This is a genomic window from Proteiniborus sp. DW1 (assembly GCF_900095305.1).
Taxonomy (GTDB): Bacteria; Bacillota; Clostridia; order Tissierellales; family Proteiniboraceae; genus Proteiniborus.
In genome coordinates, this window is record NZ_FMDO01000007.1 from 19,412 (window position 1) to 35,631 (window position 16,220).

Here is a 16,220-nt window from a genome sequence, read left to right on the forward strand (position 1 = left end):
CAATTTTGGAGGTATAAGATGAAAGTTTATATATTAGACAAAGTAATAGAATATAACAACGATAAGAGTTCTATTGAAAGCATGTTTCAAGAAATAGACAATATACTAGACAAATCTAATCGTTTTTTTAGCCACCTGTTAGTTGATGGTTTAGAAGTATATGGAGATTATTATGATTACTTTATTGATAATATTAGAAATATAAAAGAAGTAAAAGTAGTTGCAAGTACATTAACAGAACTAGTCCAAAACATAATGATATCAACAGTTGATTATATAAATAGGGCTATACCAGAAGTGGATATACTTTCAAACGAGTTTTATAAAACACCAAGTGAACAATCATGGGCTAAGTTTTCAGACCTTTTAGAAGGAATTGCTTGGATTATGGATTCCTTTAATGCTATAGATACGAATGGAAGACTAAAGGAACTAGTTTCTAGCTATGAGGAATGGAATAACTACGCTAAGGACATATATTCATTACATGAATTACTTAGAGACCTTGAGGAAGTCATGAAGAATCAAGATACAGTTTCAATGGGTGACATATTGTCATATGAGATAAATCCTTTATTAAAAAATATTAAAGAAAAACTTGAAGGACTTGTATCTAAGGGGGCAAGTTAGGATGCTTTTAGCTGACAATATTACTATACTTAAAAAGGTGTTCCCTTTAACTTGGGCAAGTATAAAAAAAGTAGAAAACAATCTAGATAAAAACCTAGTAAAATTAGAGTCTACAAAAAATGGACAAAAAACCCTATTGATTAATAAAGAAGATAAATCTATATACATGCACAGTAAATATAACCCTATTAGAGAAGTAGATACTATTGTGGAAGAATATAAAAATATTGAACCAAATAGTAGTGTTATTTTTTATGGAGCAGGCTTAGGCTATCATATAGATACTTTTTTAGAGAAATATCCTGATGTAAACTATTATATCTATGAACCTATTCCAGAGATATTGTATGAATATTTATCTAATAAAGAGATAAAAGATCTGCCTTCAAAAAGATTAAAAAATATAGTCACTACTACAGGTAAACAGATTATATCCATATTCTTAAATGAAGTTATTAATAAATCAACAGGCAAGATAGAACTAGTTACTTTACCTATACACAAACAGCTTTTTCCTGAAGAATACAAGGAGTTTCTTCAATTATATAAAGAAATAGTAAAAGGGAAAATGACTAATATAGCAGCAGAGAACATATTCCAAAAACGATGGATTTTAAACAGTATGAAAAATTTCAAAGAAGTGCTGTCTACACCTAATATAATGGTAGAGAAAAAAGGACAATTTAAAGGGAAAACTGCTTTACTAGTAGCAGCAGGTCCTTCACTAAATGAGGAATTAGAGAATATTCGATATATAAAAGAAAATGGGTTAGCCTACATATTTAGTGTAGGAACTACTGTGAATACTTTAATTAATAACAATATATATCCAGACGCAACTACTACCTATGATCCAAAGCAGATAAATCAAATTGCAGTAAAGAAGATTAAGGAAAATGGAATAACGGAAATACCGCTAATTTTTGGTTCTAGCGTTGGCTATGAAACTATAGAAAACTATCCAGGCAAAAAGTATCATATGCTCACAAACCAAGATACGGTTTCAAGTTTTTATGCAAGGACTATGAATAATAAGCCTATAGCAAGAGTTTATGATGCACCTACTATTTCGGTTATTACTTTACAATTACTTTATAATTTAGGATTTAGCACAGTCATATTAGTAGGACAAAACTTAGCATATCTAGGAAGTAAAAGATATTCTTCAGGTTCTGTAAATAGAACTGAATTGAATGAAAAAGAGAAGGAAAAAGCAATAACTATTAAAGATGTCTATGGTAATGAAACACTTACTAACTCTAGTTATATCTCTATGAAAGAACAGTTAGAATTTTATATAAGAATATTTGAAGATATGAGAGTAATAAATTCAACTAAAGGTGGAGCACATATAAATGGAACTACTTTTATAGAGTTAAGTGATGTGATTGGTACACATTTAACTAATAAAATAGTAGAAAAGGATTGGCTTGAGTGTAAACTAACAGAGTATGACATTGATTACTTAAGTTCCCAATCAAAAAAAATGGACAAGGAATATGAACATGCCTTAAAATTGATTAAAGAGTATTATAAGGTTATAGAAAGCATAAAAACATTTATTAATAATAAAAACTATAGCCAAGCAGAAAAAATGTATAGTAAGCTAGATAAAGTTTTTTCAAAAATAGAGAATAATAGTTTCTTTACCACTTTTATTATTCCTAGAAATAGAGTAATCTATAAAGCGTTAGTAGATAGTATTGATAGCTTAAATGAAGAAAAGGATAAAGCTCTTAAGGGGAATAGAATAATTAATAGTTTTAAAAATTTTATGGATTTATGTAAAGATGATATAGATGATTTGCTACCAGCATATGAAGAATTAAAAAATAATATACAAGAATATATTAATTCTACTTGTTAGGGGGAAAAGAGTATGTTAAATGACAAATCAATACTCATAACAGGAGGAACAGGTTCATTTGGACAAAAGTTTATAGAGATGATATTAGAAAGATATAATCCCTCAAGAATTGTAGTGTATTCAAGAGATGAATTTAAGCAAGATGTAGTGAGAAAGAAATTTTTCTCTAAGCTATCAAAAGAGCAGTTTTCTAAATTAAGGTTTTTTATAGGTGACGTCAGAGATAAAGACAGATTATATAGAGCTTTTAAAGGGGTAGATTATGTAATACACGCAGCAGCTATGAAGCAAGTACCTGCATGTGAATATAATCCTTTTGAAGCTATAAAGACTAATATTCATGGGGCTCAGAATGTTGTAGATGCGGCTTTAGACTGTGATGTAAAGAAGGTAGTAGCGCTTTCTACTGATAAAGCAGTTAATCCTATAAATCTTTATGGCGGTACAAAGCTTGTATCAGATAAGCTTTTTATATCAGCCAATGCATATTCAGGTGGGAAGGGTACCATATTTTCAGTAGTTAGGTATGGAAATGTGGCAGGTAGCAGAGGCTCAGTGATACCTTTTTTTAAGGAATTAATAGAAAGTGGAGCAAAAGAACTGCCAATTACAGATTTTAGAATGACTAGGTTTTGGATTACATTGGAGGAAGGTGTAGAGTTAGTATTTAAGGCTTTAGAAGAGTCAAAAGGTGGAGAAACCTATATATCTAAAATTCCTTCATTTAAGATTACAGATTTAGCAAAAGCCATGCTACCTAATGTTATACTTAATGAAGTGGGCATAAGAGAAGGAGAGAAGTTAGATGAGGTTATGATAACTAAAGATGATTCGAGATATACTTATGAGTATGAAAAGCATTATATAATTTATCCTCATTTTGACTGGTGGAACTCTAAAAAATTTTTTACTAATGGAGGGCGACCGCTACAAGAAGGATTTGAATATAATTCTGGAACAAATATTGACTGGTTAAGTATAGAAGAATTGAGGAAACTTCTATATAAAATTAATATGATGCCATTCTCAAGTGATTATTTAAAGGAAATAGCAGTAACTGAAGAAAAATGAAAATATATGTGTAAGGATTGAAGTGAATGGAAAAACAAGAGTTAATAGAAATGGAGAGATTATTTGATAAGTTATATCCAATCTGTAGAAGCATTACTGGGGATGGATTAAGAAACTCTTTAAATATATTGAGCACTTATATGCCACTAGAAATTTTAAGCTTTAAAACAGGTGAAAAAGTCTTAAACTGGGAAATACCTCAGGAATGGCTGATACGTGATGCATGGATAAAAGATGAATATGGAAAGAAAATATTAGATTTTAAGGAAAGTAGTTTGCATGTCATAAACTATTCAGAACCAATAAATAAAGAATTTACACTAGAGGAATTAGCATCTTATATTCATACAAAACCTAACTTACCAAATGCAATCCCCTATGTAACATCATATTATAAAAAAAGATGGGGGTTTTGCATGGAACATTCGAAACTTACTGAATTAAAACCAGGTAAATATTATGCTTTTATTAATAGTGAATTTAGAGATGGAGAGCTAAATCTTGGGCATGCATTTATAGATGGAAATAGCAGCAAAGAAATATTAATTTCTTCGTATATATGCCATCCGTCAATGGCAAACAATGAGCTCAGTGGTCCAATGGTATTAGCTTTTTTATACAATAGAATACTAAAATGGGAAAAAAGAAATTTTAAATATAGATTTGTCATCAATCCAGAAACCATAGGAAGTATAGCTTATTTATCGAGATATGGTAGTGATTTAATGCAAAACATGTATTCGGGAATTGTTCTCACATGTTTGGGTGGAGATGTATGCTTAAACTACAAGGAGTCTAGACGAGGAGATTCACCAATAGATAAAATCACGAATCATTTGTTTAATCATGATACCCCAAAGGGATTTATTAGGGAATTTACCCCAGTTCATGGGTCAGATGAAAGACAATACTGTTCTCCAGGTTTTAATTTACCTGTAGGGCAGTTTGCACGATTGGTATATGGAAGTTATAAAGAATACCATACATCCTTAGATAATAAAGAACTAATGGGGATAGAAAATCTTATAAAAAGCTTAGATGAAATCGAGTTGATTTTAAAGGCTAATGAATATAATGGATACTATATAAACTTGTACCCATATGGTGAAATTAAATTAGACCAATACGGGTTATATCCTGATATGAATGGACCATTAGCAAGTAAATATTCTAATAATGTAAATATTAGTGGAAGACAAGAGCTTAACTATATACTTATGATTTTAAATTACTCAGATGGTGAACATACATTATTAGATATAGCAGATAAGTGCAAGTGTTGTATACTTGATTTAATAGATATTGTAGATAAGCTGAAAAGAAAAGGTGTGTTAGAAGGACCATATTTTGAAAAAAGGAGCTTGAAGATATGAGAGTTCTATTTTTAACAGGTAGCCATCCAAGACATTTGTATATCGCAAAAAAGCTAGAAGGTGTAGGACTTCTTAGTGGATTAATTATTGAAAAAAGAGAAAGCTTTGTACCAAAACCGCCAGATGGACTATTAGATATAGATAGAGAGAATTTCATAAGGCACTTTAAGGAAAGACAAGAGGCAGAAGAAAAGCACTTTGGCAGATTTACATATGAAGATTTTGGTGAAAATATTGATAAAGCAATCATTAATGTAGATGAGTTAAATAGTGAAAAACTAAAACAATGGATTATAGATTTTAAGCCTGATATAGTTTTCTCTTATGGTATACATAAATTATCTAATGATATATTACAGATATTGCCTCAAAGCTCTTTCAATATTCATGGGGGACTATCACCTTGGTATAGAGGAAATATAACATTATTTTGGCCATTTTATTTTTTAAAGCCTAATTGGGCAGGGATGACCATTCACTACCTAAATGATAAAATTGATGGTGGAGATATCATACATCATTCAATACCTGAATTAAATAAAGGAGATGGCATACACGATGTAGCTTGTAAGGCTGTATTAAAAGTGGCAGAAGATTTAATTAATATAATAAATATTATAAAAGAAGGAAAAAGAATAGATGGTGTAAAACAAGGTTCATTTGGCAAGGTATTTAATAGTTCAGATTGGAAACCTCAACATTTAAGACTAATTTATAACGCATTTAATAATGATATTGTAGATAGATTTTTAGATGGGGAGCTAGGTTATGATGAACCTAAGCTAATAAAGGCATTTTAGTACTGGAGGAAGACAAATGAAACCAGCTATGTTAGGAGGCACTCCTATAAGAAAAGAACCACTACCCTACGCAAGACAGTATATAGATGACGATGATTGTTTAGCAGTGAATATAGTATTAAAATCAGACTATTTAACTACAGGACCAAAGGTTAAGGAATTTGAAGAAATAATAGCAGATTTTGTAGGTGCTAAATATGCAGTTTCATTTTCCAATGGCACTGCTGCACTACACGGAGCATGTTATGCTGCTGGAATTGACAAGGGAGATGAGGTGATTACTACTCCTATAACCTTTGCAGCTTCAGCAAATTGCGTACTATATTCAGGGGGAGATCCTGTATTCGCAGACATTGATGAATATACGTTTAATATAGATGTAAATGAAATAGCTAAAAAGATTACTAACAAAACCAAAGCAATAATTCCAGTGGACTATACTGGACAAGCAGTAGATATTGACAGGATAAAAGAACTAGTAAGAGGCACAGAGATTGTAATTATAGAAGATGGAGCACATTCATTAGGGACTAAATATAAGGGCACTAGAGTAGGCGGATTAGCAGATATGACCATGTTTAGCTTTCACCCAGTAAAGACTGTAACTACTGGAGAAGGTGGCATAATCACTACGAATAATGAGGAGTATTACACAAGACTAATAAACTTTAGATCTCACTGTATCACAAGAGATATTAACCAGCATGCTGATAAAGAGGTAGGTGGCTGGTACTATGAACAGCTTGACCTAGGATATAACTATAGAATGACTGACATTCAAGCAGCTCTTGGAATTAGTCAGATGAATAAAATAGATTGGTTCATAAATAGACGAAGAGAGATTGTAAAGAAATACAATGAAGCATTTAAGGACTTGGATGGAGTAATTCTACAGAAAAATGCTGATTTTTCGGATACAGTGAATCATTTATATGTGATAAAACTAGACTTGAATAAGCTCAAAGCTAATAGAAAAGAAATATATAATGCGTTGATTGCTGAGAATATTGGAGTAAATGTACACTATATACCAGTATATTGGCATCCATATTATCAAAAGCTAGGGTACAAAAAAGGTCTATGTCCTAAGGCAGAAGAGTTATATAATTCAATATTTACAATTCCGTTATTTCCAGCTATGACGGATAATGATGTAGAAGATGTAATTAATGGGGTTTATAAAATAATAAATTATTATAGAAGATAAAGAGGGATAGCATGAGAATACTTCTTACAGCAATAGGAAAGAGAGTACAATTAATTAAGCATTTAAAGAAAATAAACTATGTAGTGGGAGTAGACTCAGGAGACTTAGCACCTGCCAAATTTTTCGTAGATTCTTTTTTTAAGGTTCCACCATGTAATGATAAGGAATATGTTAATGTAATTCTGAGTATATGTAAGAATGAAAAAATAGACATGCTAATACCCCTATACGAAAAAGAATTTTTAATTCTTGATAGTAACAGACATAAATTTAAGGAAGTAGGTACTTTTCTTTTATTAAGTGATAGTTCTGTTTTAGAGATATGTAATGATAAATGGAATACCTTTAATTTTTTTAAAGAGAATAATATAAATACACCTAAGACATATTTGCTAGAAGAAATAAAAGAAAATCAAAATATAACTATTAGTTATCCTGTAATAATTAAGCCTAGAGATGGAATGGGAAGCAGAGGAATATTTTATGCCAATAATAGAGATGAATTACTCCATACTATTTCAAGCTTAAGTGGCTACATAATTCAAGAAAAGGTAGAGGGAACTGAATATACCCTTGATATTTTTTGTGATTTTGATGGACAGGTTATATCTATAGTTCCAAGACAACGACTTGAGGTAAGGGCAGGAGAGGTATCAAAGAGTAAGGCAGTAAAAGACATTAGACTGATAGATGTTGCTTTAAATTTGGTAAATAAATTGAATTCAAGTAAAGGATACAAAGCCATTGGGCCAATGAACATACAATGTATCGTTGACAAAAATGGTGAAATAAAGTTTATAGAGATTAATCCAAGATTTGGCGGAGGAGTTCCACTATCTTTTGAAGCAGGAGTGGATTATGGACAAATTCTATGTGATTTGATTTCGGGTAAAAAGATTGAACCTTTTATTGGTGGATTTGAAGAATTGACTATGCTGAGATTTGATGATGCAGTATATATTAAGTAAAGGTGAAGACATGATAAAGGTAATACTACTTGACTTAGATGACACTTTATATAATGAAAGAGATTTTGTATTTAGTGGCTTCAATGAAGTAGCTAAATATTTAAATGAAAAATATAGTTTAGAGAAAAATAATCTTTATAAGGATATTTTAGATATTTTCCAAGAAAAAGGAAGGGGTAAGATATTTAATATATTATGTGAAAAGTATAGTCTAGAAGAAGATATTGAAAGCCTAGTAGATATATATAGAAATACTGTACCTAATATTAAATTATATGACGATGCACTTTATATGCTAGAGAATTTGAAGGATAAATATAAGCTAGGACTAGTAACGGATGGTAAGAATACAGTTCAATGGAATAAGATAAAGGCATTAGATATTGAAAAATATATGGATAAGATAATTGTAACCGATGATTTAGGAAGGGATTGTTGGAAGCCTAGCACTAAGCCATTTATACTCATGATAGAACATTTTGGAGGTGCTCCAGAGGAATATATCTATATAGGAGACAATCCTAACAAGGATTTCATAGGGTGTAAAAAACTAGGAATGAGTACTATTAGAATAATTAGAGAAGCTGGAGATCATATGAATACTTTTTTAGGCGAGGAATATGAAGCAGAATTTAATATAAAATCATTATTAGAACTAGAAAACATACTTAAACTTTTAGAATAAAGGGTGAAGGCATTATGAAAGTTCTTTGCATAGTACAGGCTAGAATGGGATCAGAAAGGTTACCAGGTAAGGTGATAAAGCCTATTTTGGGAAAGCCTATGATTTTGTACACATTAAATAGATTAAAAAGAAGTAAATACGTAGATGAAATAGTATTAGCCACTTCAACTAATGAAATAGAAGAACCATTAGTTCAGATTGTTAGGCAAGAGGGTTACAATATCTTTAGAGGAGACGAAAACAATGTCCTTAAAAGATATGTAGATGCATATAAGGAATTTGGTGGAGATGTAATAGTTCGTGTCACTGGAGATTGTCCGTTGATAGATCCTCAAATAGTAGACAATGTGATTTCTCATTATTTAATATATGATTATGACTATGTAAGATTAGATGTACCAGATACATTTATTAGGGGATTTGATGTAGAAGTATTTTCTGCTGAGGCCTTAGAAAGGACTTATGATGAGGTAAATAAGAGCAGTGAAGAGCAATATAAGGAACATGTTACTTTATATATGTATAAAAATAAAGATAAATTTAAAGTTGGATATGTTAAAGGGGATGAGTTGTATAATAAGAATTATAGGCTTTGTGTAGATACAGTAGGGGATTTTGAGGTAGTGTGTAAAACTTATGAATATTTTAAAGATGAGTATATAGGGGCTAAGGATGTAGTTGAGTTTTTAGATAAGAATATTGAGTTGGTTAAAATAAACATGAATATAATGCAGAAAAAGTAAATTATATATGAAGAGCCCAATTTGAAAATAGAATTGTGGAAATTGCATATTTAACTTTTTAATAAGAAGACCTCTATATATTGTATATTCAAAGTAAACAATACACCATATACAGCTGTTTTGATTTAGGATTTTGAATTATGTAATTTCTTCATTTAATAGTTGTGGATAGAGAATTTTAAGATAGATTATAGCGTTGGAACGGAATTTTAAGGATAAAGTGAGATTAGAACAAAGAAAGAATTGCTAAAAATACGGAACTGGCTAGCTTTCCTGATAATAGTAACTATCTGGTTAAAAAAACTGAGGGAGAAGGAGTCATACCTTTTGTTGCCAATAATGCTGATAATAAAGTAGGAAAATTGTATTAATATCAATAGACTTAGGATATTATCCAATTTAGGAAATATTAAAAAAGGTAAAGATACGAATATATACATTTCTTCACAGTACTATATGGCGATATATATAAGTTAAAAAGACTGGACTTTAAAAATGTTTTTATGTTTAGAAAATTTAGGTATATATAGTAGTAGTTTTCATAATAATTGGATGAAAGAGAGCTAAGCTTTAATTGGAGAATAAAGCCAATATACTTTATAAGGAGACATCTAAAATTGTTATTAAAATAAATAGTAAAATTAGGGATGGATATATTTTTAATATGATAAAGACTGAGAATATAAAATCAGTGTTTCTAATTAAACATTAAGAACTGTTAAATACAAAGATAATATTGTATGCTCAAACTTTTAGAGATGATAAAAAAATATAATTATATCTTAAGGATATTTTATTAAAGTGATAACAAAATTAAAAAAAGTAGGTGAAATCATTTGAATATAGCAGTGATATTAGCTGGTGGAACAGGTAGCAGAATGGGCATAGTGGACAAACCCAAACAATTTATTGATATATATGGGAAGCCAATTATAGCTTACACCCTGGAAGTATTTGACAATCATCCTGAGATAGATTGTATTGCAGTTGTCTGCCTTAAAGAATGGATGGATGATTTAAGAATATTATTGAGGAAGCATGAAATTAATAAAGTTAAATGGATTGTAGATGGGGGACAAACTAGACAGGAATCAGTATATAATGCTATCAATACTCTTTCAAATGAATACAAAGATAACGATATTTTAATTATACATGATTCAGTTCGCCCATTAGTTAGTCATAAAATAATCAGCAGTAATATAAGCGGGGCAAAAGAATTTGGAGCTGTAAATACAGTGATACCAAGTGCAGATACTATAGTTAAAAGCATAGATGGAGATACAATAAAAGAAGTTCCAGCTAGAAGTGAATTGTTTGTTGGACAAACTCCTCAAAGCTTTAAGTTTTCTTTAATTAGAGAGGCACATGATAATGCAATTAAGCAAAATAACCTTAACTCTACTGATGACTGTCAATTAGTTTTGGGTCTTGGACAGAAAGTACATCTAGTTATGGGTGAAAAATTAAATTTTAAGATTACTTCTTTTGATGATTTACTTTTGTTAAAAGCAATCATCAAACTTGGAAATACGGAGATGATATAATGCTTGGGAAAAGCTTTAAAATAGTTGAACCTAGAAGATTTGACTTATATATTGAGAATGTTATATGTTCCCAAGATGAAGCAATAGTTAAGATAGATTATGCAGCTATATGTAAAGCTGATTTAAGATATTATTTAGGTTCCAGAGATAAGAAGGTATTAGGATTTAGATATCCAATGAATCTTTTACATGAAGGCGTAGGAACTATCTTGTTGGATAAGTCAAATAGATTTAAACCTGGTGATAAAGTTGTTCTAGTTCCTAATATTGTACCTAAAAAAAACCAATGTGAACATTGTGTTTGTGAAATACAAGAATTGGGCGAAAACTATTGCCCTAAAGCGAAATTTGCTTCTAGCAATTATAATGGATTTGCAAGAGAATACGTAAATTATCCAACTACTAATCTAATAAAAATTTCTGATAGCATAGACATAGAAATTGCTGTTTTTTTAGAATTAGTTTCTGTAGCATTAGCAGCATATAGAAGAACAGAATTGAATGATAATGGAACTATTGGAATTTGGGGAGATGGAATTTTAGGATATATTTTAAGTGCAACATTAAAGCAAATTCACAACAAAGGAAGAATAGTTGCTATTGGAAAGCATGAACAGAAGCTTAAACAATTTCCGGTTGAAAAATATTACTTAATAGGAGATAAAGAAATAGCAGATGAAAATATATCAGCTGCATTTGAATGTGTTGGAGGAAGTTCTTCAGGATTTGCTATTAATGAGATAATAGATAACTTAAGAGTTGGCGGGAAGTTAGTTTTGACTGGTGTAGCTGAAAGCCTAGTAGAAATTAATACTAGGAAGGTTTTGGAAAAAGGTTTATCTATGTATGGCGTTACAAGGAGTCAGGTAGTGGATTTTAAAAATGCAATTAATCTTTTTAAGAATATTGACTTTAGAATAGATATATCAAAGTTGATAATAGATATAATTGAAATAAACACTATTACAGATTTTTATAATGCTTTTGAATCGGAATTAAATAGCAAAAAATTTGGGAAAAACATCCTGCATTTTAATTTCTAATCTAGGGGAGCTAAATAAGCAACTATTATTGGAGGTTATAATTGAGTATGGAAAAAATGTTTAACAAAAAATTGGAATTATTTATTGATAAATACGAATATATGAAGAAATTTTTTTACTTCTCTAAAAATGGGATAAATGAGTATTTGCTAAGTAAAATAGATTTAAATGACAAAGTGGCTATATGGGGAGCCGGTGAACATACAGAAAAGTTGTTACAACTTATTAATATTGAAAATATAAACATTTTATGTTGCGTTGATAAATCTAAAGAAAAACGAGGTTTGTATATTGAAGGGATAAGAATAGTACAACCATGTGAAATAAAAGATTACAAAATAGACACCATAATCATATCCTCCTATTCCTTTAGAAAAGAGATAAGAGAAGAAATTAATAAGCTAAGTTCAATGTATAAAATAGTAGATTTTTATGACAAATACGACTTGGGATTTCCATTTTTTTATAAATATCTAAATGCGAATACAATGTTAATTGCAATTACTGTTATATCTATTTTTAATGATATAAAAGCTATGGGATATAAAGTAGATAAAGAAAATGAGAAAAAGGTAATTGAAATTATTGCACAAAATAATTTTGACATAGAAGATATTAAACGAAAAAATGGTGTACTTAATAGAAACTTACTTCACAAACATGAAGACAATTATGATGAAGGAAGTAAGATTAAAGTAGATTTCTTTTTTCAATATCCTCAAGGATGGACTTCTTTAGAAACAGTTTGGAAGTCATTTAATGAGGATAATAGATTTATAGCTAGATTAATACAAGTTCCATTTCTTCAAGAATTTAAAGATATATTTAGCGATGATAGTAGAAAATTTCTTTTAGATTCTAATATTCCATTTATACCATGGTATTTATATGATATTGATGAAGAAAAGCCAGATATTGTGTTTTATCAAAGTCCTTATGATGAATTAAGACCTAAAGAATTTTCTTCTAGGGAAATTTATAGAAAAACTCGAATAGCTTATATCCCTTATGCCCTTGAAATTGGAGGAGGTGATTTAAACTATAGATTACAGTTTAATTTATTTCTTCATAACAACGCATGGATGATTTTCGCTCGTTCCAAGAGACATAAAGAAATGTATAGAAAATATTCATCAAACAAAGGAAAAAACGTGGTAGTTACTGGGCATCCTAAAATAGACGCGATTTATAAACTAAAGGATTTTAATGTAGATAGAGAAATGGCTAAAATGGTTAAAGGTAGAAAGGTTTTTATCTGGAATCCGCATTTTAGCATTGGCTCTGATCCTTTATCAAATTGGTCAACTTTTAATATCTGGAAAGATATAATTTTGGATATATTTGAAAAAAGGCAAAATTGCTTTCTTATAATTAGGCCTCATCCTTTATTGTTGGAGAGACTAGATAAAGAATGTGAAGAATCAATACCTAAAGTAAAGGAGTTTAAAGATAGAATTAGCAAAATGGGGAATGTATATATAGATAGGAACTTCGACTATAGACATTCTTTTGCAATATCTGATGCATTACTTAGCGATGCTTCTTCATTTTTATTAGAATATTTAGCTACATATAAACCTATAATGTATTTACCTAATAAAAATGGACCTTCTTTAAACGAGGATGGTGATATTGTTGAATATTATTATAAAGCATATGAACGAAAGGATATTGAAGAATATGTTGACATGGTGGCTAATGGATTTGATACTATGAAAGATATTAGAACATCTAAAATTGAAGAATATCTTGGTATTGTTGATGGAAAAGTTGGCGAAAGAATAAAAAATTGTGTACTAGAAAAATATGATTTTGAGAATGTAAGTATTTAAATCAAGAGTTTAACTTAGGAGGACAAGAATAGTATGGACAAACCGCTTGTTTCAGTTATTATTCCAGCATATAATCATGGAAAGTATATAGAAAATTGTTTAGATAGTATTATTAATCAAACGTATAATGATATAGAATTAATCATATTAAATGATGGCTCTACAGATGATACAAATGAAAAAATTATCGGTTATGAAAACATACTTAGAAAGCGTTTTAAAAGATATGAGTATATTAATAAAGAAAATGAAGGAGTATGCAAGACTCTAAACCGAGGGATAAATATTTCTAAAGGAGAATATTTAATTATTTTTGCTTCTGATGATATTATGTATCCTGAAAGAATAAGCAGACAAGTCGAATTTTTAGAGCAAAATAAAGAATACGGAATGGTATTTGTAGACGGATATCATATAGAAAGTGATGAATATTTTGATATTAATAATGTAAATACAGATGGGCTATTGTTTTCTAAGAGAATGCAAAATGAATATTTTCATGTTAATGACAGGTATGACAGTGATTTACTATTCACAAGAGACATGGAAAATATGATAGATGATTTATTCGATTTCATGTTACATAATGTATATCTTATGCCTGCGCCAGGAGTGTGCTTTAGGAAAAGTTGTTTTGAAAAAGTAGGCTTGTATGATGAAAATATAGAAAGTGAAGATTTAGATATGTTTATAAGGATGGCTAAATACTATAAATATAGTTTTATTAAAGAGCCTTTAGTATTGCATAGATACCATAAAAATAATTCTGGAAGAAGTCATATAATAGTAGATACATTAAAAAGTTTAATTAATAAATATAGTGAAAGTGATTTGCTAAATGAAGAACAACGAATGATTGTTGTATCGTTGTTCGAAAGGAAATTAGGCATTTTTAAACTTGAAAACATTAACAACAAAATAAAAAACAGAAAAATAATTGTTTGGGGGACAGGCAGTTCATATGAAAATTTCAAAAATACGTACAATATAGAAATAGACTTTTTTATAGATTCTAATCCAAATAAACAAGGTATAATACTAGATAATAAAGAGGTTAGTGCTCCATCAAGGCTGTTGAAAATAAATAAGGATGAATACTATATTCTTGTTCTGAGCCAATTCTATAAGGAAATATATAATGAACTTAAAAAATATGGTTTTCTATATATGAAACATTATTATTAATGTCTAGAAAGATGGTGAATAGTTTGGAGTTAGTAAGCTTTATAATTCCTATATATAACAATGAAAAATTTTTAAAGGAAGCAATAGAGAGTATTATCAGCATTAATTATAGAAACATTGAGATAATAGCTATTGATGATGGAGGTATTGATAATTCTGCTAATATCATAAAGCAGTTCCAAATTAGAGATAATAGAATAAAATTTTTTAAAAACGAAAAAAATATTGGGACTGCAAGGACTTTAAAAAAAGGAATCGAACTTTCAAGAGGAAAATACGTTTTTTTGGCTGCTGCTGATGATGTTTCTTTACCAGATAGGGTAGAGAAATGTCTAAATATTTTCAAGCATAATAGCAAAATAGGGATAATTGCATCAAACGCTATAATAATAGATGAAAATGGTAGAGAAACTGGAGAAGTATTTGCTATAAATAATGATATTCATAATGGAAATGTATGTATAGAACAATTTAAACGTAACTATTGTTTAGGAGCTACAATGGCTATAGTGAATGATAAAAGTATTCTTTTGAAAGAAGAGATGCTTGAATATATAGATGATTATGAAATATCTATTGAATATATACTAAATGGCTATAATATTTTTTTGTGCAGAGATTATTTAGTGAAATATAGAATGCATAATACTAATCAATCAAATAATAGTAGAGTTATATCAGATAAAGCAAAATCTGTTTTAAAAAAATATCAAGATAAAGTTATTACTGATAATCTCAAGTCAAGAGGATATAAAGATAGAGAAATTTTTGTTGCTTTAGGTGTTTCGAATCTTTTTAAAGACAACATTAAGTCAGGGCATAAATATCTTTTAATGGCTTATGAAACAGACTATGAAACTTGCAGTAAAAAGATATTATTTGAAATTAATTTTTATCTTGGAGTTTCATATTACAAGCTTGGCAAACTAAACGAGAGTTTGGAAAGGTTTCGATTGGCATTTAAAATTGACAAATATGATCCATCGCTATTAAATAATTTAGGAGTATTGGAGATTTTGCTATATAGCAATATAGAAGCTAGTAAAGAAATCATAGCGTCTGCATTAACAATATATCCAGGTTATGTAGATGCAAGAAATAATTTGAATAATATTCTTCAAGGGAAGATAGATATTTTAAAAATAACAGAGAGAATTTTAGATGTCCAATTATATAAGAGAGAAAAATATATTGTTTAGTTTTAGAGTTTCTTCATAGTGAAGTTGATTTTTAAGTATCTAGACTATTATTAAACAATGAAAATATAGT

14 protein-coding genes are annotated in these 16,220 nt (G+C 29.4%); all 14 read left to right on the forward strand.

Translation table 11 applies throughout. The features are described from left to right. Positions 1–18: 18 nt before the first annotated feature. Positions 19–630 (forward strand): hypothetical protein, encoded by a 612-nt coding sequence (locus tag DW1_RS01460; RefSeq protein WP_074348863.1) that lies wholly within the window; start codon positions 19–21, stop codon positions 628–630. Position 631: 1 nt separating this feature from the next. Continuing rightward, positions 632–2,497, forward strand: coding sequence for a motility associated factor glycosyltransferase family protein (locus tag DW1_RS01465; RefSeq protein ID WP_074348864.1), 1,866 nt, complete (start codon positions 632–634; stop codon positions 2,495–2,497). A gap of 12 nt (positions 2,498–2,509) precedes the next feature. Then, positions 2,510–3,568: a UDP-N-acetylglucosamine 4,6-dehydratase (inverting) gene (pseB, locus tag DW1_RS01470; RefSeq protein ID WP_074348865.1), complete on the forward strand. Its 1,059-nt coding sequence runs from the start codon at positions 2,510–2,512 to the stop codon at positions 3,566–3,568. Positions 3,569–3,594: 26 nt separating this feature from the next. Next, complete coding sequence (locus DW1_RS01475; RefSeq protein WP_074348866.1) at positions 3,595–4,941, forward strand: DUF4910 domain-containing protein; 1,347 nt, start codon at positions 3,595–3,597, stop codon at positions 4,939–4,941. Continuing rightward, positions 4,938–5,741 carry a formyltransferase family protein gene (locus DW1_RS01480; protein WP_074348867.1) on the forward strand — a complete coding sequence of 268 codons (804 nt, stop codon included), beginning with the start codon at positions 4,938–4,940 and terminating at the stop codon, positions 5,739–5,741. The genes DW1_RS01475 and DW1_RS01480 overlap by 4 nt, the downstream gene beginning before the upstream one ends. 16 nt (positions 5,742–5,757) lie before the next feature. Continuing rightward, positions 5,758–6,948, forward strand: coding sequence for a UDP-4-amino-4,6-dideoxy-N-acetyl-beta-L-altrosamine transaminase (pseC, locus tag DW1_RS01485; RefSeq protein WP_143474332.1), 1,191 nt, complete (start codon positions 5,758–5,760; stop codon positions 6,946–6,948). Between the two features lie 11 nt (positions 6,949–6,959). Then, positions 6,960–7,916 (forward strand): ATP-grasp domain-containing protein, encoded by a 957-nt coding sequence (locus DW1_RS01490; RefSeq protein WP_074348868.1) that lies wholly within the window; start codon positions 6,960–6,962, stop codon positions 7,914–7,916. A 10-nt stretch (positions 7,917–7,926) separates the two neighbouring features. After that, the gene (locus DW1_RS01495) at positions 7,927–8,601 is read left to right on the forward strand and encodes an HAD family hydrolase (RefSeq protein WP_074349108.1); all 675 of its coding nucleotides are present in this window, start codon (positions 7,927–7,929) and stop codon (positions 8,599–8,601) included. Between the two features lie 14 nt (positions 8,602–8,615). Further along, positions 8,616–9,344, forward strand: coding sequence for a cytidylyltransferase domain-containing protein (locus DW1_RS01500; RefSeq protein ID WP_074348869.1), 729 nt, complete (start codon positions 8,616–8,618; stop codon positions 9,342–9,344). A gap of 836 nt (positions 9,345–10,180) precedes the next feature. Continuing rightward, the gene (gene ispD / locus DW1_RS01505) at positions 10,181–10,891 is read left to right on the forward strand and encodes a 2-C-methyl-D-erythritol 4-phosphate cytidylyltransferase (RefSeq protein ID WP_074348870.1); all 711 of its coding nucleotides are present in this window, start codon (positions 10,181–10,183) and stop codon (positions 10,889–10,891) included. Beyond that, positions 10,891–11,934, forward strand: a complete 1,044-nt coding sequence (locus DW1_RS01510; RefSeq protein ID WP_074348871.1) for an alcohol dehydrogenase catalytic domain-containing protein — start codon at positions 10,891–10,893, stop codon at positions 11,932–11,934. The genes ispD and DW1_RS01510 overlap by 1 nt, the downstream gene beginning before the upstream one ends. A gap of 47 nt (positions 11,935–11,981) precedes the next feature. Then, positions 11,982–13,766 (forward strand): CDP-glycerol glycerophosphotransferase family protein, encoded by a 1,785-nt coding sequence (locus DW1_RS01515; protein WP_242942422.1) that lies wholly within the window; start codon positions 11,982–11,984, stop codon positions 13,764–13,766. A 33-nt stretch (positions 13,767–13,799) separates the two neighbouring features. After that, positions 13,800–14,951 (forward strand): glycosyltransferase family 2 protein, encoded by a 1,152-nt coding sequence (locus DW1_RS01520; protein ID WP_074348873.1) that lies wholly within the window; start codon positions 13,800–13,802, stop codon positions 14,949–14,951. Continuing rightward, a complete protein-coding gene (locus DW1_RS01525) occupies positions 14,951–16,150 on the forward strand; it encodes a glycosyltransferase (RefSeq protein WP_083605462.1) in 1,200 nt (399 codons plus the stop codon). Before DW1_RS01520 ends, DW1_RS01525 begins: the two co-directional genes overlap by 1 nt. Positions 16,151–16,220: the final 70 nt, after the last annotated feature.